The sequence below is a fragment of the Microbacterium sp. 01T413_2 genome (genome assembly GCF_056398985.1).
Genome location: NZ_JBFTQL010000007.1, coordinates 109,442 through 127,197, shown reverse-complemented (window position 1 = coordinate 127,197; position 17,756 = coordinate 109,442). Strand labels below are relative to the sequence as shown.

Here is a 17,756-nt window from a genome sequence, read left to right as displayed (position 1 = left end):
GGTCATGACCCGCGTCGTCGAATTGGCTGCGGGCATCGCCCGGGAGGGGGACACCGTGCTCCTCGCTCCGGCGGCGGCGTCCTTCGACCAGTTCGCGAGCTATGCGGATCGCGGCCACCGCTTCGCCGAGGCGGTGCGGCAGTGGATCGATCAGGGACGGTCGAGCGAGCAGGGGAGCGCCGATGACGCAGGTGGCACCACGCCCGACGCCGGCTCCTGAGCCTCGCGTCGACGGACTCGCCGCGCGCGTCCGTCTGGGGCGGGTCTTCCGCCCCGTGTCCACCGAGTTCGCGCTGATCGCCTCGACGTCGCTGCTGCTGACGGTGTTCGGCCTGGTGATGATCCTCTCGGCCTCGAGCGCGAACGCGGTCGAGGGCGGCCAGGATCCCTTCGCGATCGTCATGACGCAGGCTCTCGTCGCCGCCATCGGCGTCCCGCTCATGTTCCTGATGAGCCGGTTCCCCATCACGTTCTGGAAGCGCACGGCCTGGCTCATCCTGATCGGTGCTGTAGGGCTGCAGATGCTCGTCTACACGCCGCTCGGGTATGCGAACGACGGCAACACGAACTGGCTGAGGATCGCGGGCCAGGTGGTGCAGCCCTCCGAGTTCATCAAGCTCGCCCTCGCCGTGTGGGCCGGCTTCATCCTGTGGCGCAAGCAGGACCTGCTCGGACGCTGGAAGCATGTGTTCATCCCGCTGATCCCGGTCGGCTTCCTCGCCATCGCCGCCGTGCTCGGCGGCAAGGACCTCGGCACCTCGATGATCCTCTTCCTGATCATCCTCGGAGCACTGTTCTTCTCAGGGGTGCGGCTGCGGCTCTTCATCCTGCCGCTGCTGATCTCCCTGGCCGCGGTGCTCGGATTCGCCTTGGCCGACGAGCGGCGGCGCGCCCTGATCCTCGGCGTCTTCGATGCTTCGAACGACACGAGCTGCTATCTGAGCACCTGCTATCAGCAGGTGCATGCGATCTGGGGCATGGCGAACGGCGGCATCTTCGGCCTGGGGCTCGGCAACTCGCGCGAGAAGTACGGATGGCTCCCTGCCGCCTCGAACGACTACATCTTCGCGATCGTGGGCGAGGAGCTGGGCCTGATCGGCTGCGGGCTCGTGCTCGCCCTGTTCGTCCTGTTCGCCGTCGCCGTGTTCCGCATGGTGCGCAAGACCGACGACCTGTTCGTCCGCGTCACCTCCGGCGGCATCGTGGTGTGGATCCTCTCGCAGGCACTCATCAACGTCGGCGTCGTGCTGCGCATCTTCCCCGTGCTGGGCGTTCCGCTGCCGTTCATGTCGCAGGGCGGCACCTCGCTGCTGTCCGTGCTGCTCGCCTGCGGCGTGCTCCTCTCCTTCGCCCGCACGCTGCCGGCGCCCGCGCAGAGSCSGSCCGCAGGCCGGTCCGGTACSCTCSTGAAGTGACCACGTATCTTCTGGCCGGCGGCGGGACCGCGGGCCACGTCAATCCGCTGCTCGCCGTCGCCGACGGCCTGCACGCTCGTGATCCCGAGTCGTCCGTGCTGGTGCTCGGCACCCGTGAGGGCCTGGAATCGCGGCTGGTGCCGCAGCGCGGTTACGACCTGCTCACGATCGACAAGGTGCCGTTCCCGCGCCGCCCGAACGGCGCAGCGCTGGCCTTCCCGGTGCGGTTCTCGCGCGCCGTGAAACAGGTGCGCTCCTATATCCGCGAGCACGGGGTGGACGCGGTGATCGGCTTCGGCGGATACGCCTCGGCACCCGCGTACGTCGCGGCGCGGCGCGAGCGCGTCCCCTTCGTCGTGCACGAGGCCAACGCCCGCCCCGGCATGGCGAACGTGCTGGGCGCCCGCACCGCGGCGGCCGTCGGCGTCGCCTTCCCCGGCACGCCCCTGCGCCGCGGCGAGTTCGTCGGCATGCCACTGCGCCGGGAGATCGTCGACCTGAACCGCTCCGCCCTCCGCACCGAGGCCGCGGCGGAGTTCGGGCTGGATCCCGATCGCCCTGTGCTGCTCGTGTTCGGCGGCTCGCTCGGCGCACAGCGCCTGAACGAGGCGATCGCAGGATCCTGGCAGGACGTCCTCGACACGGGGTGGCAGATCCTGCACGCGACCGGCGATCGTTCCGAGATGTCGGATCCGGGTGCTCCCGGGTACACCATGCGCCGCTACCTGGACCGGATGGATCTCGCGTTCGCCCTGGCGGATCTGGTCCTCTCCCGCTCCGGCTCGGCGACCGTGAGCGAGATCAGCGCCCTCGGCATCCCCGCGATCTACGTGCCCTACGCCGTCGGCAACGGCGAACAGCGGCTGAACGCCGCAGCCGCGATCGATGCGGGCGCCGCCGTGCTGATCGAGGACGGGCAGCTCACTCCCGAGCGCGTGCGGAGGGAGGTGGTCCCGCTGCTTCGGGACACGGATCGCCGTGCGGAGATGAGGCGGGCGGCCGAGAGCGTGGGATCGCGCACCGGGACCGAGGACCTCATCGCSCTCGCCGACCGCGCGCTGGCGCGCTGAGCCCCTCCAGCCCTGACCCGGCGAGCCGGGCGCCGCCCCGCTCGCCCCGACTTAGGATTATTCAGTCATGATCAGACCCGACCTCTCCCTGCCGATTCCGGACGACATCACCGCCGCGCACTTCATCGGCATCGGCGGCTCCGGCATGTCCGGACTCGCCCGGATGTTCCTCGATGCGGGCATCCGCGTCTCCGGCAGCGATCGCGCGGACAGCGCCAACCTGCGGGCGCTCGCCGACCTCGGYGCCGAGGTGCACGTSGGTCATGACGCGGCGAACCTGGGCGACGCCGACACCGTCGTGCACACCGGCGCGATCTGGCCGGAGAACCCGGAGTTCGTTCTCGCCAAGGAGCGGGGACTGCATGTGATCCACCGGTCGCAGGCGCTGCACTGGCTGATCCGCGGGCGCCGCCTCGTCTCCGTGGCGGGCGCGCACGGCAAGACCAGCTCGACGGGCATGATCGTCACCGCGCTGCGCGAGCTCGGCGCCGATCCGAACTTCGTCAACGGCGGCGTGATCGAGCAGCTGGGCACCTCCAGCTCCTCCGGCGCCGACGATCTGTTCGTGATCGAGGCCGACGAGTCCGACGGCACGTTCCTGCTCTACGACACCTCGGTCGCCCTGATCACGAACGTCGACCCGGATCACCTGGACCACTACGGATCCGACGAGGCCTTCCACGAGGCGTTCGTGACCTTCGCGAACGCGGCGGGCGAGGCCGTCGTGATCTCGAGCGATGACGCCGGCGCCCTCCGCGTGCGAGCGGGGATCACGCATCCGAATGTCATCTCGTTCGGGCTCGCGGAGGACGCGGACCTGCGGGTCACCGACATCGTGACCGACGGTCCGGTCGCCGCGACCCTGACCTTGCGCGGCGCCTCCGCCCGCATGCAGCTCGCGGTGCCCGGCGTGCACAACGCGATCAACGCCGCGGGTGCCGTCGCCGTGCTCACGACGCTGGGGTACGAGCTGGCCGACGCCGCTCGCGCCGTCGAGGGCTTCGCGGGGACCGTGCGCCGGCTCGAGCTGCACGGCGTCGCCCGGGGCGTGAGCGTCTACGACGACTACTCGCACCACCCGACCGAGGTGCGCGCTGCACTGGATGCCATGCGCACGATCGTCGGCGACGGCCGCATCATCGCGATCCAGCAGCCGCACACCTATTCGCGTACTCAGCACATGTACCGTGAGTTCGCCGAAGTGCTCGAGACCGGTGCCGACCACACCGTCATGCTCGACGTGTACGGAGCCCGGGAGGATCCGGTTCCGGGAGTCACCGGTGAATTGGTCAGCGGCGCCTTCGCGGACCCGGATCACGTGCACTACGTCGCGGACTGGCAGCAGGCCGCCGACTACACGGCGTCCGTCGCGCGCGAGGGCGACTACGTGATCACGCTCGGCTGCGGCAACGTGTATCAGATCATCCCGCAGGTGCTGGACGCGCTGCGCGCCACCGCCGAGGGCTGACCGTGCGCCGGCCGTCCGCGATCCCCGCTTCGGCGCCTCCGGTCGAGCCGGAGCGTCCCGTTTCGGCAGAGCCGTCAGACGGCCCGTCGGCGCGTGCGTGGGGGCGGCAGACGGAAGTCGGGATCGCCGCGGCGGAGCCTGAGGCGACGTCGACGACGTCGGCCGACCGGAACGCGACGTCGTTGATCCCTCTCGAGCGGGGAGGGGCCGCCGAATCCTCGACGGTGCAGGACCGCGCGGTGGAAGCCGACCGGTCGGCGATGCAGGACGAGGCGCCGCTGACCGCGCGCGACCTCTGGCAGGCGACCCGGGCACGCCGGAAGGCGCTGCGCACGGAGATCCGCCGCTTCACCCAGCGTTCCCGGCGACGCCGCATCGGCTGGATCATCGGCGCCGCCCTCGCACTCCTCATCGTGGGCGGAAGCGTCGGCGCGGCGTACAGTCCGCTGTTCGCGGTGCAGACGATCACCGTCGAGGGGACGAGTTCACTCAAGGCGGGAGACGTGCAGAAGGCACTGTCGGGGCAGGTCGGCCGGCCGCTCGCGCTCGTCGACGCCAGCGCCGTCAAGGCCGCTCTGGTCAGATTCCCGCTGATCGAGACCTACCGTCTGGAGGCGCACCCTCCGCACGACCTCGTGGTTCGGATCGTTGAGCGCACGCCTGTCGGCGTGATCCAGCAGAGTGACGGGCGGTTCACGGTCGTCGATGTCGCAGGGGTCRTGCTCTCGACCAGCGAGGAGCAGCCTGCCGGATACGCGTTGATCGACGTCAGCGGCGGCACGGCGTCCAAGGCGTTCGCGGCGGTCGGCACGGCACTGCGAACACTGCCCGCCGAGCTGCGCGGCCAGGTCGCCGGCGCCGCCGCGTCCACTCCGGATGACATCGTGCTGCAGCTGAACGGCGGCGCCAAGGTGGTGTGGGGGAGTGCGGAGCAGTCCGCGCTCAAGACTCGGTCCCTGCAGGCGCTGATGAAGGCGAATCCGGACGCGGCGTCGTACGACGTGTCCTCTCCGGGCGTCGGCATCGTCGGCTGAGCACGAATATCCGAAACGATCGCGCGCAGGCGCGTGTCGCTTGGCTCCTGCGCGCCGTGTGCCGCTTACCTTCGATCAAAGAGAAAGCAATACCGGGAAATACTTTAACCTTCTGCTTGAGGTTTAAGGTTTCCGGCCCGGGGCTCGACATACATCGGAGGACGGGATGAGCCAGAACCAGAACTACCTTGCCGTGATCAAGGTCGTCGGTGTCGGCGGTGGTGGCGTCAACGCCGTCAATCGCATGATCGATCTCGGCCTGCGCGGCGTCGAGTTCATCGCGATCAACACCGACGCGCAGGCGTTGCTCATGAGCGACGCGGACGTCAAGCTCGACGTCGGTCGTGATCTGACCCGCGGTCTCGGCGCCGGCGCCGATCCCGAGGTCGGACGTCGGGCCGCGGAGGACCACGCTGAGGAGATCGAGCAGGCGCTGACCGGCGCCGACATGGTCTTCGTGACGGCGGGAGAGGGCGGCGGCACCGGAACGGGCGGCGCCCCGATCGTCGCGCGCATCGCGAAGTCGATCGGCGCGCTGACGATCGGCGTCGTCACCAAGCCGTTCTCCTTCGAGGGCCGCCGGCGCCAGTCGCAGGCCGACGCGGGCGTCGCCAAGCTGAAGGAAGAGGTCGACACCCTCATCGTGGTGCCGAACGACCGTCTGCTCGAGATCAGCGACCGCGGGATCTCGATGATCGAGGCGTTCGCCACGGCGGACCAGGTGCTGCTCGCCGGTGTGCAGGGCATCACCGATCTGATCACCACTCCCGGTCTCATCAACCTCGACTTCAACGACGTCAAGTCGGTCATGCAGGGAGCGGGATCCGCGCTCATGGGCATCGGCTCGGCGCGCGGCGCGGACCGCGCGATCAAGGCCGCCGAGCTCGCGGTCGAATCGCCTCTGCTGGAGGCGTCGATCGAGGGCGCGCACGGCGTGCTGCTGTCGATCCAGGGTGGATCGAACCTCGGCATCTTCGAGATCCACGACGCCGCGGATCTGGTCAAGGAGGCCGCGCACCCCGAAGCCAACATCATCTTCGGAACGGTCATCGACGACACCCTCGGCGACGAGGTGCGCGTCACGGTGATCGCCGCCGGCTTCGACAGCGGTGAGCCCACGCTGCGCCTGGACCCGCAGATCTTCTCGCGCACGACCACTCCTGCGGTCGCCGAGAAGCCTGCCGTCGAGGAGCGCGAGGATTCGGCACAGGCCGAGGAGGCGCCGCGCGAGACCGTTTCGGTGTCCGCGCCGTCGATCCCTCCAGTGCACACGAGCATCGAGCCGGCCTTCGACGAGAGCGACCTCGACATCCCCGAGTTCCTGAAGTGAGCTCGGTCGCCGAGCGGCTGTCCGCGATCGATGCAGCGATCGCGGACGCCGCACGGCTCGCGGGACGGGATCCCGCGGAGATCACGCGCATCGTCGTGACGAAGTTCCACCCCGCGTCGCTCGTGAGCGAGCTCTACGGCCTCGGCGTCCGAGAGGTGGGGGAGAACCGCCAGCAGGAGCTCTCCGCGAAGACGGAGGCCCTTGCCGGGCTGGATGATCTGCGCTGGCATTTCATCGGGCAGGCGCAGACGAACAAGGCCGGTGCGATCCGCCGGGCGGCGCAGGTCGTGCACTCGGTGGACCGCCTGCGACTCGCGGAGGCACTCGATCGAGCGGCGACCGACGACGTGCGGCTCGATGTCCTGCTGCAGATCAACCTCACCGACGACCCGGGCCGCGGGGGAGTCCCGCCGGCGGAGATCGAGCGGCTCGCCGAGCAGGTGCTCGCGCTGCCGACGCTGCGTTTGCGCGGCGTGATGGCCGTCGCGCCGCTCGACGAGGACCCGGCTGCGGCGTTCGCCCGAGTGCATGAGTCCGCGCAGCGCCTGCGCACGGTCGCGCCGGGAGCCGATTGGATCTCGGCCGGCATGACCGGCGATTTCGTCGAGGCGATCGCGGCAGGCGCGACACACCTACGCATCGGCACCGCAATCACGGGGGCACGACCCGCACAGGGTTAGCCTCGACACAGAACCACCCCTACACGTTCGGAGGACACGATGGGGAACCCGCTGAAGAAGACCATGGTGTACCTCGGCCTCGCCGATGAGGAAGAGGTCTACGAGGAGACTGCTCCGGCCGCGCACAGCGCTCGCCAGGAGCAGGTCCGGCACGAGCCCGTCCGTCGGGACGAGGTGCGTCGCGAGCGTGATGAGGCCAAGCCGGCTCCGGTCACGCCGCTGCGTCGCCCGACCGCGGTGCGTCAGCCCGCTGCGGGCGTCGTGAACGAGATCCTCACCGTGCACCCGAAGCAGTACCGCGACGCCCAGGTCATCGCGGAGAGCTTCCGTGACGGGATCCCGGTGATCATCAACCTCTCGCAGATGAGCGACGCCGACGCGCGCCGTCTGATCGACTTCGCAAGCGGGCTGTCTCTCGGCCTCTACGGCCGCATCGAGCGCGTGACGAGCAAGGTCTTCCTGCTGTCGCCGGAGAGCATCGCGGTGTCGGGGCAGGGCGGGATGGCCGGGGGCGACGAGCCCGCGCTCGCGCACTCCTGACACGTGGTGGTGCCGCCCGCGGTCTCCGTGATCGCAGCGATTCTGAACATACTGCTGCTGCTGTACCTGCTCACGCTGTTCGCTCGGCTGATCCTGGACTACATCCCCATCTTCAACCGCTCATGGCGCCCCCGTGGTGCCGGACTGATCGCGGCTGAGATCGTCTACACGCTCACCGACCCGCCGATCAGGATGTTCCGACGCCTCATTCCTCCGCTGAGGATCGGACCCGTCTCGCTGGACCTGGGCTTCACGCTCACGATGATCATCGTGCTGATCCTGATGTCGATCACGCGATCCTTCATCTGATCGTCTGTCGCTGTTCATCTGATTGTTCCTTGCCCCCCATCTGATCGTCTGTTGCCGCGTGCCGTCGCTGCACAGGGATCGGACGGCTATGCTTTTCTGAAGGTGCACGCCGAGGGGCAGGCGCCATTTCCACCCGGCCACCGAGAACTCATCGAAAGAGGAGCCACCCATGGCACTGACCCCGGATGACGTCGTCACCAAGCAGTTCCAGCACGTCCGTTTCAAGGACGGCTTCGACCCGGACGAGGTCGACGACTTCCTCGACGAGGTCGTACTCGAGTGGCGTAAGGCCCTCGACGAGAACGCGGAGCTGAAGGCCAAGCTGGCCGCCTACGAGTCCGGCGAGAAGGCTGCACCCGCGGCCGAGGCGCCGGTCGCTGCGGCACCCGCTCCCGTCGCCGCGCCGGTCGCGGAGACCGGTGCTCCTGCGGCCGCGACCGCCGGCATCATCGAGCTGGCGCAGCGCCTGCACGACGAGCACGTCGCCGAGGGCAAGTCCCAGCGCGACCAGCTCATCGCGGACGCCAAGGCACAGGCGTCGAAGATCCTCGCGGACGCCGAGCAGAAGCAGCGCGAAGAGACCGCCCGTCTCGAGCGCGAGCGCAACGTGCTCGAGAGCAAGATCAGCGAACTGCACACGTTCGAGCGGGATTACCGCACGCAGCTTCGCAGCTACATCGAGGGTCAGCTCCGCGACCTCGACGAGAAGGGCGGCCCCAACGGGGACGCCTCCTCCGCGCAGTAAGGAGCCCCGTTGACCCGGCGTCAACCGCTTCACGGTTCGGCGGCCGGCGCGATCATTGCGATTCTCGCAGTGTTCGTGCTGGCCGCCGATCAGTTTGTGAAGCATCTCACCATCACGAACCTCCCGCTGGAGCAGACGGTCCCCGTTCTCGGCGGCTTCCTGCAGCTCTTCTACGTCCGCAATTCCGGGGCCGCGTTCTCCATCGGCGCCGGTTACACGTGGATCTTCACCATCGCCCTCGCCGTCGTCGCGTGCGTGATCGTGTGGAAGGCGTTCGCGGTGCGCGCACGCCTGTGGGCCGTCGTGCTCGGGGCACTCCTCGGCGGTGTGCTCGGGAACCTCACCGACCGCGTCTTCCGTGAACCGGGCTTCGGCGTCGGACACGTCGTCGACATGATCTCGATGCCGTGGATGCTGCCGGCGATCTTCAACGTCGCGGACATCTTCATCGTCAGCGGCATGATCTCGATCGCCTTGCTGATCATCACAGGCCTCCGCCTCGACGGCACCCGTGAGCGGGATCACAAGGCTGAGTCGGCCGCTGAACCGTCCGACCATGACACATCGGGATCCGACCGCATCGACGATGACTCCGCCGGGACCGAAGGCGCATCTGCCGACATCGCTGCCCAGGACGTGGCGACGAGTGCCGATCCGCAGAGCCCCGCTCGGCGCGACGGTGCAGGATCCGAGGCCTGATCGTGGAATCGCGCTCTCTTCCGGTCCCGGACGGACTGGACGGTGTCCGTGTCGATGCGGCGCTGGCGAAGATGCTCGGGTTCTCCCGCACGTTCGCGGCAGAGGTCGCCGAGGCCGGGGGAGTGGCGCTCGATGGTGTCGTCCTGGGCAAGTCGGACAAACTGCGCGCCGGMGGCTGGCTCGACGTGGARTGGGCGCCSAAACAGGAGCYCMGGATCGAACCCATCGCSGTGCCGGAGCTCGGCATCGTCTATGACGACGACGACATCGTGGTGGTCGACAAGCCCACCGGGGTCGCTGCGCACCCGTCCGTGGGCTGGGAGGGCCCGACGGTCGTCGGCGCTCTCGCCGCAGCAGGCTTCCGGATCGCCACCAGCGGGGCGCCCGAGCGTCAGGGCGTCGTACATCGCCTCGATGTCGGAACCAGCGGCCTCATGGTGGTTGCGAAGACCGAGGCGGCCTACTCCGCACTCAAGCGGGCCTTCAAGGAGCGCACGGTCGAGAAGATCTACCACGCGGTCGTGCAGGGGCACCCGGATCCGCTCGCAGGCACGATCGACGCTCCGATCGGGCGGCATCCGAACCACTCCTGGAAGTTCGCGGTGATCCCTGACGGCAAGCCGTCGGTCACCCATTACGAGACGCTCGAGGCGTTCCCCGGCGCATCGCTGCTGGAGATCCACCTCGAGACCGGCCGGACGCACCAGATCCGTGTGCACATGGCCGCGCACAGGCACCCGTGCGTGGGGGACCCGCTGTACGGTGCCGACCCGACCCTGTCGGCGCGGCTGGGCCTGACGAGGCAGTGGCTGCACGCGCACCGGCTCGGTTTCGCGCACCCCACCACCGGGGAGTGGGTCCAGACGGAGTCTCCGTACCCCGCCGATTTCCGGCACGCGCTGGACGTGCTCCGCGGCGAGGACTGAGTCTTCGGCATCCGCGTTCGGATCCGAGATCAGAGTGGCAGCTCGCCTGTCGCCGACACCACGCCTTCAAGGGTCGCCTCCAGGAACCGGACGACCACCTCTGGGTCCTCGTCGCGGTCGATGACGAGGCTGATCAGTGTCTCCTCGGTGAAGGAGACCCAGGCGCGCAGGGCGACGCGGAGCCCCGGGGTGTCCGGCGTGCCGAGTTCGGTGAACGCGTCGAGAAGACGCGCGGCGTTGAGGTCACGCGACTCGTCGACCACGCGCCGGACGGCGGGGTCGCCGCTCGCGATCCCGCGCACCAGAGAGTGGAACGTGCCCTGATGCTGCCGCACGAACTCCGTGATGCGCAGCAGAGTGTCGCGCACTCGCGCCCGCGGCTCCAGGTCATCGCGCGGCTCGGAGGCGAGCAGCAGACTGTCCCTCGCCATGGTCACCACCGCGAGGTGCATGCCCTGCCTGGTCTCGAAGTAGTGGAACAGGAGAGGCCGTGACACTCCGGCGCGCTGGGCCAGCACGTCCATCGTGAGYTCGTCCAGGGAATGCTCGGCGAGGAAGTTCACCCCGGTCGCGACGAGCTGCGCACGACGCTCCTCAGGAGTGAGTCTGGCGCGTCGCAGGTCGGGCATGCCCCGAGCCTAGCGGGATGCGCAGCGATGGCCGTGTCCGGTATTGACTCTGAGTCAACGGGCAATATACTCGACCAGGTGAACGCCGCCATCGCAGCCGGCGCACTGGAGGAGGATCGATGAAGTTCCCGAAGTCCGACCGTGTCCGCAAGTTCGGGTCGTCCCACGCAGGCCGTATCGCCCTCGTCGCCATTCCGGCGGGCGTGGTCGCCGCAGCGCTGATGGGCGGCGTCGCCCAGGGCGCGGTACCCGTGTCGTTCGCCGTATCGGGGAGCCAGTTCCAGATCGGCGCCTCCCAGCTCGAGGGCACCGGTTTCTCGCAGTACGCCGGTGTCGCGAAGGACACGGAGGGCAAGGAGCACACCGTCGCCATCGCGAACATCAAGAGCGCCACGCTCAACGACCTCTGCCAGTCGGTGATCACCGACACGCCGCTCGGCAAGGTCGGCGTGCTCATCAAGGCGGGTGGCAACGGCAACCCGGCGTCCGCCAGCGATCTGCAGATCGGCATGACCGGCCTCAAGGGCGACGCCTCCTTCGGTGCGATCCGCATCGGCGTGGACGCCTCCACCGTCAACACCGAGGCGAAGGGCTCCGCCGGAGACTTCGCTCAGGACGCCGACACCGTCTCGATCAAGAACCTGCAGCAGACGGCCTGGAGCACTCAGGCCTCGGTGTTCACCCTCACGGGCATGACGCTGGAGCTGACGGACGGTTCGCAGGGATGCTTCTGAACGAGGCCACGATGACCGACGAGACCAGCGCATCCGGATCCGCACGGCGTGATCGTCGGGATGCCGCGGCTCCCGTGCTGCGGCCGGTGCGCAACGGGGCAGAGTCCGCGCCGGCCGTCGTCGCGGGTGGCGTCGACCACACCGTCGATGCGAGCGCCGCGCCGGAGGTGACGTCGTCCGCGCGAGGATTCCGGCACTGGCGGCGGCAGCGTCCGTTCATCGGGGGACTGCTCGTCGCCGTCGGCGGAATCGAGATGTTCTTCTCCGGTCAGCTCGACATCGGGCATCTGCACGTCCAGCTGGGCATCGAGGGGCTGCAGGCGACGATCATCCCGATCGCGCTGCTGCTGCTCGGGATCCTCGGGATCACGATGCCCGCGCACCATGTCTTCTACGGCATCCTGGCCCTGGTCGTCGCCATCTACTCGCTGATCGGAGTGAACCTCGGTGGCTTCATCGTAGGGATGCTCCTGGCCGGGACCGGGGCGGTGCTCGTCGTCGCCTGGATGGGGCCGCGCGATCCCGTGGCCGCGTGCGGATCCGAGGAGGCGGCATCGTGAAGGCGCAGCGCCGCCACGGTGCCGTACTCCTGGCATCGCTCGCCCTCGTCGCGCCGATGATGCTCGGCGCCGCCGCTGTTCCRGCGTCGCAGCCGGCTGGGCTGTGCATCCCGCTGCTGTGGTGCCCCTCCCCGAGCCCGACGCCGACGACGCCCCCGCCGACATCCGGCCCTTCCGTGCCAGGGCTGCCCGCCGTGCCGGGAGCTCCGACGACCCCCGGCGCCACGACGCCGAGCGTTCCAGGAGGTGCCGCGCCGACGCCCGCTCCGACCCCTGTCGTGGCGGCGAAGGACGAGGGCGCTCCGATCTTCACGAAGACCCCGGCCTCCATGGGGTCGCAGGGACTGTCGTTCACCGGGCTGAGCGGCATCGCGATCGTGGACGTGCCGACGATCGACGGCGGCACCGTTCGCGCTCTGAAGATCTCCGCGGACTCGATCACGATCTCAGGGTTCTCGCTGACCGTCCGGCCGCCGGACAAGGCTGGGCTCGTCACCAACGCCGACACCATGACCCTCACCGGGCACGTGAGCGTGTATCTGGGCTCGATCACGGCGACCACCCAGGACGGCCGCGGCCTGACCCTGGGAACGGACACCCCGCCGCCCCTGGACGATGTGAAGCCGGGCCTGCTGCGCGTCACGATGGGCCTCGTGGGCACCGTCGCGGACTCGATCAGCTATACGAACACGGACCAGCGCATCGTCGAACCGTGATGTCTGGCCTCCGGGGCAGACTGGGGACATGAGCATCGAGGTGCGCCCCGCAACCGTCTTCGACGATGTCGCGACGCTCGTCGGGCCGAAGAACCCGGCATCGCAATCGTGCTTCTGCCTGAGCTATCGGATCCCCAGCAAGGAGAGCCAGGCACTGCGCGGCGAGGCCAGGGCGGCGAGGGTTCGCGAGCTGTGCGAGCAGGATCCGGCGCCGGGAGTGATCGCCTACCTCGACGACGAGCCGGTGGGATGGGCGGCGGTGCACCCGCGGTGGGATACGAGCTTCGCCCGCAACAAGCTGATCCCACTCGTCGACGACCTCGACGTATGGACGCTGTGGTGTCTGCGTGTGCGACCGGGGTACCGGAAGCAGGGCATCACGCACACGCTGATCGACGGAGCCGTCGCCTATGCGCGGGACAGCGGCGCGCCGGCGATCGAGGGGTACCCGGTAGACAACCGGGGTGCGAAGGTCGATCTGACGATGGCCTATGTCGGCACGCGGGCGCTGTTCGAGTCGGCCGGCTTCACAAAGGCTGCGGACACCGGATCCGTGCTCAACGGGTTCCCCCGTGTGCTGATGCGCCGGGATCTGCGCTGAGCACCCGAGCAGCAGCGGGCTCTCAGGTCCGCGGCGGTCGCCCGCCGCGGAAGTGCGCAGGGTCGTCCTCGGCCATGGCGAGCGCGATCTTGCGGACGTGGGCATCGTCGACGTAACCCATCGCGGCGAGGTCGTAGAAGCCGACCTCGGTGAGTTCGCCGTCGGAAGGGTGCGGCTCGCCCGAGATCCACGCGCAGCGGAAAACCAGATCCAAGTAGTCGACCTCGTCGCCATTCGCGTAGGTCACACGGGGGAGCTGCTGCACGAGGGCGAGCCGCTCGACCTTCACGGCCACGCCGGCTTCCTCGAGACACTCCCGCACGGCGGTGTCCGCCGGCTCCTCGCCGGGTTCCACGATGCCGGAGACCGCCTGCCATGCGCCGTTGTCCGCGCGCTTGCCGAGCAGCACCTTCTCGTCGCGGAACACGATCGCGGTGACGCCGACGAGGTTCAGCGGGGCATGGCCCACATGCTCCCGGAGGGCGAGGACGAAGTCGGGAGTGGTCATCGGATCAGGGTACCGGGCGTCTCCTGAACCGAATGGCTGGAGGAATACCGTTCGGCTGGTGGAATCGGGTGGAATCGCCCGCCGGCTGGCATCTCGCCAGCCAAATGGATGCGGGCCCAAAGGAAGTGATGGTGACGCCCATCGGCGGGCGCGGCACCTCGATGTCCCACCCAGAAACGTAGACTCGAAGCATGGCATCAGACTCCTTCGTCCACCTGCACGTGCACAGCGAGTATTCGATGCTGGACGGGGCTGCGCGCATCGGGCCGCTGGTGCAGGAGGCCGTCGCGCAGGGCATGCCGGCGGTCGCTGTCACCGACCATGGCAACACTTTCGCCGCGTTCGAGTTCTACAAGGCGGCCCAGGCCGCCGGCGTCAAGCCGATCATCGGCATCGAGGCCTACGTCACCCCGGGAACGCACCGCAGCGACAAGTCGCGCGTGCAGTGGGGCTCTCCCGAGCAGCGCCGCGATGATGTCTCCGGATCCGGTGCCTACACGCACATGACGCTGCTCTCGGAGACCACCGAGGGCATGCACAACCTGTTCCGCCTCTCCTCGACCTCGAGCCTGGAGGGCTACTACTTCAAGCCGCGCATGGACCGCGAGATCCTGCAGAAGTACTCCAAGGGTCTGATCGCGACGACCGGATGCCCCTCGGGTGAGATCCAGACCCGCCTGCGCCTGGGCCAGTACGACGTGGCGCGTGCGGCGGCCGCGGAGTTCCAGGACATCTTCGGCAAGGAGAACTACTTCGCCGAAATCATGGATCACGGTCTCGAGATCGAGCGCCGCGTCACCGGCGACCTGCTCAAGATCGCGAAGGACCTCGGGATCCCGCTCGTCGGCACGAATGACCTGCACTATACGCACCAGCACGACTCGACCAGTCACGCGGCTCTGCTCTGCGTGCAGTCGGGCTCCACCCTCGATGACCCGAACCGGTTCAAGTTCGACGGCGACGGCTACTACGTGAAGTCCGCAGCGGAGATGCGCCAGGTGTTCCGCGATCACCCCGAGGCGTGCGACAACACGCTGCTCATCGCCGAGCGCTGCGACGTCTCTTTCAACACCGGTGCCAACTTCATGCCGCGCTTCCCCGTCSCGCAGGGAGRGACGGAGGAGAGCTGGTTCATCAAGGAAGTCGAGAAAGGCCTGCAGTACCGATACCCGGGCGGTATCCCGGACGCGGTGCGCAAGCAGGCGAACTACGAGGTCGAGGTGATCTCGTCCATGGGGTTCCCGGGCTACTTCCTCGTCGTCGCCGACTTCATCAACTGGGCGAAGGACAATGGCGTGCGTGTGGGCCCCGGACGTGGGTCCGGTGCGGGCTCCATGGCGGCCTACGCGATGAGGATCACAGACCTCGACCCGCTCGAGCACGGCCTGATCTTCGAGCGGTTCCTCAACCCCGATCGCGTCTCCATGCCCGACTTCGACGTCGACTTCGACGACCGTCGTCGTGGCGAGGTGATCCAGTACGTGACCGAGAAGTACGGCGACGAGCGCGTCGCGCAGATCGTCACGTACGGCACGATCAAGGCGAAGCAGGCGCTGAAGGACGCGGGCCGTGTGCTCGGCTTCCCGTTCAGCATGGGGGAGAAGCTCACCAAAGCCATGCCGCCGCCCGTGATGGGCAAGGACATGCCGCTGGACGGCATGTTCAACCCGGAGCACCCGCGGTACAAGGAGGCCAGCGAGTTCCGCGTCGTGATCGAGTCCGATCCCGAGGCGAAGACCGTGTTCGACACGGCCCTGGGCCTGGAGAATCTGAAGCGCCAATGGGGTGTGCACGCCGCCGGCGTGATCATGTCCTCGCATCCGCTGATCGACATCATCCCGATCATGAAGCGCGAGCAGGACGGCCAGATCGTCACGCAGTTCGACTACCCGTCCTGCGAGTCCCTTGGCCTCATCAAGATGGACTTCCTGGGGTTGCGCAACCTCACGATCATCTCCGACGCCCTCGCGAACATCCGGATGAACCGGGGCGAGGAGCTCGTACTCGAGGACCTCGCGCTCGACGACCGGCCGTCCTACGACCTGCTCACCCGCGGCGACTCGCTGGGCGTGTTCCAGCTCGACGGCGGTCCGATGCGTGCGCTGATGCGTCTGATGAAGCCGGACAACTTCGGCGACATCTCGGCCCTCATCGCGCTGTACCGCCCGGGCCCCATGGGCGCCAACTCCCACACGAACTACGCGCTCCGCAAGAACGGCCTGCAGGAGATCACCCCGATCCACCCGGAGTTCGCCGAGTCGCTGAAGGACATCCTGGAAGAGAGCTACGGCCTCATCATCTACCAGGAGCAGGTGATGGCGATTGCGCAGCGGGTGGCCGGGTTCTCCCTCGGCCAAGCCGACATCCTGCGTCGCGCGATGGGCAAGAAGAAGAAGTCGGAGCTGGACAAGCAGTTCGAGGGCTTCCAGGCCGGCATGCACGCGAACGGATACTCGGACGGCGCCGTCAATGCGCTCTGGGAGATCCTGCTGCCGTTCTCCGACTACGCCTTCAACAAAGCGCACTCCGCCGCCTACGGTGTCATCTCGTACTGGACGGCGTACCTCAAGGCGCATTACCCCGCGGAGTACATGGCCGCGCTGCTCACGAGCGTCGGCGACTCCAAGGACAAGATGGCGCTCTACCTGAACGAGTGTCGCCGCATGGGCATCAAGGTGCTGCCGCCCGACGTGCGCGAGTCGATCAACTTCTTCGCCGCCGTCGGCGAGGACATCCGCTTCGGTCTCGGCGCTGTGCGCAACGTCGGATCCAACGTCGTCGAGGGCATCGTCCAGGGGCGTCAGGAGGAGAACTTCACCTCCTTCCACGACTTCCTGAAGAAGGTGCCACTGCACGTGGCGAACAAGCGCACGGTCGAGTCGCTGATCAAGGCTGGAGCCTTCGATTCGATGGGCGACACCCGGCGCGCGCTCGTGGAGATCCACGAGGACGCCGTAGAGGCGTCGGTGGGCCAGAAGCGCAACGAGGCGCAGGGCGCGATCGGCTTCGATTTCGACAGCCTGTACGACGAGATCGAGGAGGTCGCTCCGCCCAAGGTGCCGGTCCGTCCGGAATGGACGAAGAAGGACAAGCTCGCATTCGAGAGAGAGATGCTCGGCCTGTACGTGTCCGACCATCCGCTCGCCGGTCTCGAGGTGCCACTGGCGAAGCATGCCTCGATCGGGATCAACAGCCTGCTGGAGTCCGAAGACCTGCAGGACGGCGACCAGGTGACCGTCGCCGGGCTCGTCACGAGCGTGCAGCACCGCGTCGCCAAGGCCAGCGGCAACCCCTACGGCATGATCACCGTGGAGGACTTCGGCGGCGAGATCACCATCATGTTCATGGGCAAGACGTATCTGGAGTTCCAGAGCACGCTGCAACAGGACACGATCCTCGCGGTGCGCGGTCGCGTCTCCCGTCGCGACGACGGAATGAACCTGCACGCGCAGTCGGCGTTCACGCCCGACGTCGGATCCTTCGACGCCGCGGGTCCGCTGTCGCTATTGGTGCCCGAGCAGCGCGCTACGGAGCGGGTGATCGAGGATCTCGCGGACGTTCTGCGCCGGCATGCGGGCGAGACCGAGGTCATGCTGAAGATGCATCGCGGCGGCCGTGCCAAGGTCTTCGAAGTGCCCATGCCGGTGACCGTCACCGCGGACCTGTTCGGCGACCTGAAGTCGCTGCTCGGCCCGCAGTGTCTGGGCTGAGCAGGGCGCCGCTTTCCTCTCTTCCCTGCCCGCGCTTCCCTCGGGTACGCGAGTACCGCACAGGGGCTCCCCACCGCCGCCA

General features: G+C 68.2%; 18 protein-coding genes and 1 pseudogene. 17 read left to right on the top strand and 2 right to left on the bottom strand.

Annotated features, from left to right (window positions below; all coding sequences use genetic code 11):
• The 12 genes and pseudogenes from murD to AC1DMN_RS06415 all read left to right on the top strand — a co-directional run.
• Nucleotides 1-220, top strand: a pseudogene (gene murD, locus AC1DMN_RS06470) (UDP-N-acetylmuramoyl-L-alanine--D-glutamate ligase); the annotation flags it as partial.
• Nucleotides 183-1,415, top strand: a complete 1,233-nt coding sequence (locus tag AC1DMN_RS06465) for a peptidoglycan glycosyltransferase FtsW (RefSeq protein ID WP_477384018.1) — start codon at nt 183-185, stop codon at nt 1,413-1,415. The pseudogene murD and the gene AC1DMN_RS06465, both read left to right, overlap by 38 nt.
• Complete coding sequence (murG, locus tag AC1DMN_RS06460) at nt 1,412-2,485, top strand: undecaprenyldiphospho-muramoylpentapeptide beta-N-acetylglucosaminyltransferase (protein ID WP_441978100.1); 1,074 nt, start codon at nt 1,412-1,414, stop codon at nt 2,483-2,485. Before AC1DMN_RS06465 ends, murG begins: the two co-directional genes overlap by 4 nt.
• Before the next feature lie 67 nt (nt 2,486-2,552).
• Nucleotides 2,553-3,953, top strand: coding sequence for a UDP-N-acetylmuramate--L-alanine ligase (gene murC, locus AC1DMN_RS06455; RefSeq protein ID WP_440731440.1), 1,401 nt, complete (start codon nt 2,553-2,555; stop codon nt 3,951-3,953).
• Between the two features lie 239 nt (nt 3,954-4,192).
• Nucleotides 4,193-4,987 (top strand): cell division protein FtsQ/DivIB, encoded by a 795-nt coding sequence (locus AC1DMN_RS06450; protein WP_477384016.1) that lies wholly within the window; start codon nt 4,193-4,195, stop codon nt 4,985-4,987.
• A 166-nt stretch (nt 4,988-5,153) separates the two neighbouring features.
• Nucleotides 5,154-6,317 carry a cell division protein FtsZ gene (ftsZ, locus tag AC1DMN_RS06445; protein ID WP_440731442.1) on the top strand — a complete coding sequence of 388 codons (1,164 nt, stop codon included), beginning with the start codon at nt 5,154-5,156 and terminating at the stop codon, nt 6,315-6,317.
• Nucleotides 6,314-6,997, top strand: coding sequence for a YggS family pyridoxal phosphate-dependent enzyme (locus AC1DMN_RS06440; protein ID WP_441978102.1), 684 nt, complete (start codon nt 6,314-6,316; stop codon nt 6,995-6,997). Before ftsZ ends, AC1DMN_RS06440 begins: the two co-directional genes overlap by 4 nt.
• A gap of 39 nt (nt 6,998-7,036) precedes the next feature.
• Entirely contained in the window at nt 7,037-7,537 is a 501-nt protein-coding gene (locus AC1DMN_RS06435; RefSeq protein WP_441978103.1) for a cell division protein SepF, read from the top strand.
• Between the two features lie 3 nt (nt 7,538-7,540).
• Entirely contained in the window at nt 7,541-7,846 is a 306-nt protein-coding gene (locus tag AC1DMN_RS06430) for a YggT family protein (protein ID WP_440731445.1), read from the top strand.
• A gap of 169 nt (nt 7,847-8,015) precedes the next feature.
• Nucleotides 8,016-8,591, top strand: coding sequence for a DivIVA domain-containing protein (locus AC1DMN_RS06425; RefSeq protein WP_440731446.1), 576 nt, complete (start codon nt 8,016-8,018; stop codon nt 8,589-8,591).
• A gap of 69 nt (nt 8,592-8,660) precedes the next feature.
• Nucleotides 8,661-9,290, top strand: a complete 630-nt coding sequence (locus AC1DMN_RS06420) for a signal peptidase II (RefSeq protein ID WP_477229342.1) — start codon at nt 8,661-8,663, stop codon at nt 9,288-9,290.
• A 2-nt stretch (nt 9,291-9,292) separates the two neighbouring features.
• The gene (locus tag AC1DMN_RS06415) at nt 9,293-10,216 is read left to right on the top strand and encodes an RluA family pseudouridine synthase (protein WP_477384014.1); all 924 of its coding nucleotides are present in this window, start codon (nt 9,293-9,295) and stop codon (nt 10,214-10,216) included.
• A 29-nt stretch (nt 10,217-10,245) separates the two neighbouring features.
• Here AC1DMN_RS06415 and AC1DMN_RS06410 read toward each other — a convergent pair whose 3' ends face one another.
• Nucleotides 10,246-10,845, bottom strand: coding sequence for a TetR/AcrR family transcriptional regulator (locus AC1DMN_RS06410; protein WP_440731449.1), 600 nt, complete (start codon nt 10,843-10,845; stop codon nt 10,246-10,248).
• 119 nt (nt 10,846-10,964) lie between these two features.
• Here AC1DMN_RS06410 and AC1DMN_RS06405 point away from each other — a divergent pair, with 119 nt between their 5' ends.
• Genes AC1DMN_RS06405 through AC1DMN_RS06390 form a run of 4 tightly spaced genes read left to right on the top strand, consistent with a single transcriptional unit; the run spans nt 10,965 to nt 13,456 of the window.
• Entirely contained in the window at nt 10,965-11,579 is a 615-nt protein-coding gene (locus AC1DMN_RS06405) for a DUF6230 family protein (protein WP_440731450.1), read from the top strand.
• 11 nt (nt 11,580-11,590) lie between these two features.
• Nucleotides 11,591-12,139 (top strand): DUF6114 domain-containing protein, encoded by a 549-nt coding sequence (locus AC1DMN_RS06400; RefSeq protein WP_477229273.1) that lies wholly within the window; start codon nt 11,591-11,593, stop codon nt 12,137-12,139.
• Nucleotides 12,136-12,855, top strand: a complete 720-nt coding sequence (locus AC1DMN_RS06395; protein WP_477229272.1) for a hypothetical protein — start codon at nt 12,136-12,138, stop codon at nt 12,853-12,855. The genes AC1DMN_RS06400 and AC1DMN_RS06395 overlap by 4 nt, the downstream gene beginning before the upstream one ends.
• 28 nt (nt 12,856-12,883) lie before the next feature.
• Complete coding sequence (locus tag AC1DMN_RS06390) at nt 12,884-13,456, top strand: GNAT family N-acetyltransferase (RefSeq protein ID WP_477229271.1); 573 nt, start codon at nt 12,884-12,886, stop codon at nt 13,454-13,456.
• Between the two features lie 22 nt (nt 13,457-13,478).
• On the opposite strand, the gene AC1DMN_RS06385 is transcribed toward AC1DMN_RS06390, so the two are convergent.
• The gene (locus AC1DMN_RS06385) at nt 13,479-13,964 is read right to left on the bottom strand and encodes an NUDIX hydrolase (RefSeq protein ID WP_477229270.1); all 486 of its coding nucleotides are present in this window, start codon (nt 13,962-13,964) and stop codon (nt 13,479-13,481) included.
• Between the two features lie 191 nt (nt 13,965-14,155).
• Between AC1DMN_RS06385 and dnaE the strand changes: the two genes are divergently transcribed.
• Nucleotides 14,156-17,674 (top strand): DNA polymerase III subunit alpha, encoded by a 3,519-nt coding sequence (gene dnaE / locus AC1DMN_RS06380; protein WP_477384012.1) that lies wholly within the window; start codon nt 14,156-14,158, stop codon nt 17,672-17,674.
• Nucleotides 17,675-17,756: the final 82 nt, after the last annotated feature.

Bases quoted from the DNA above. Each gene is read 5' to 3' on its own strand.
- AC1DMN_RS06385 (WP_477229270.1), bottom strand. From the start codon at position 13,964: ATGACCACTCCCGACTTCGTCCTCGCCCTCCGGGAGCATGTGGGCCAT.
- AC1DMN_RS06435 (WP_441978103.1), top strand. From the start codon at position 7,037: ATGGGGAACCCGCTGAAGAAGACCATGGTGTACCTCGGCCTCGCCGAT.
- ftsZ (WP_440731442.1), top strand. From the start codon at position 5,154: ATGAGCCAGAACCAGAACTACCTTGCCGTGATCAAGGTCGTCGGTGTC.
- AC1DMN_RS06390 (WP_477229271.1), top strand. From the start codon at position 12,884: ATGAGCATCGAGGTGCGCCCCGCAACCGTCTTCGACGATGTCGCGACG.
- AC1DMN_RS06400 (WP_477229273.1), top strand. From the start codon at position 11,591: ATGACCGACGAGACCAGCGCATCCGGATCCGCACGGCGTGATCGTCGG.
- AC1DMN_RS06405 (WP_440731450.1), top strand. From the start codon at position 10,965: ATGAAGTTCCCGAAGTCCGACCGTGTCCGCAAGTTCGGGTCGTCCCAC.
- AC1DMN_RS06425 (WP_440731446.1), top strand. From the start codon at position 8,016: ATGGCACTGACCCCGGATGACGTCGTCACCAAGCAGTTCCAGCACGTC.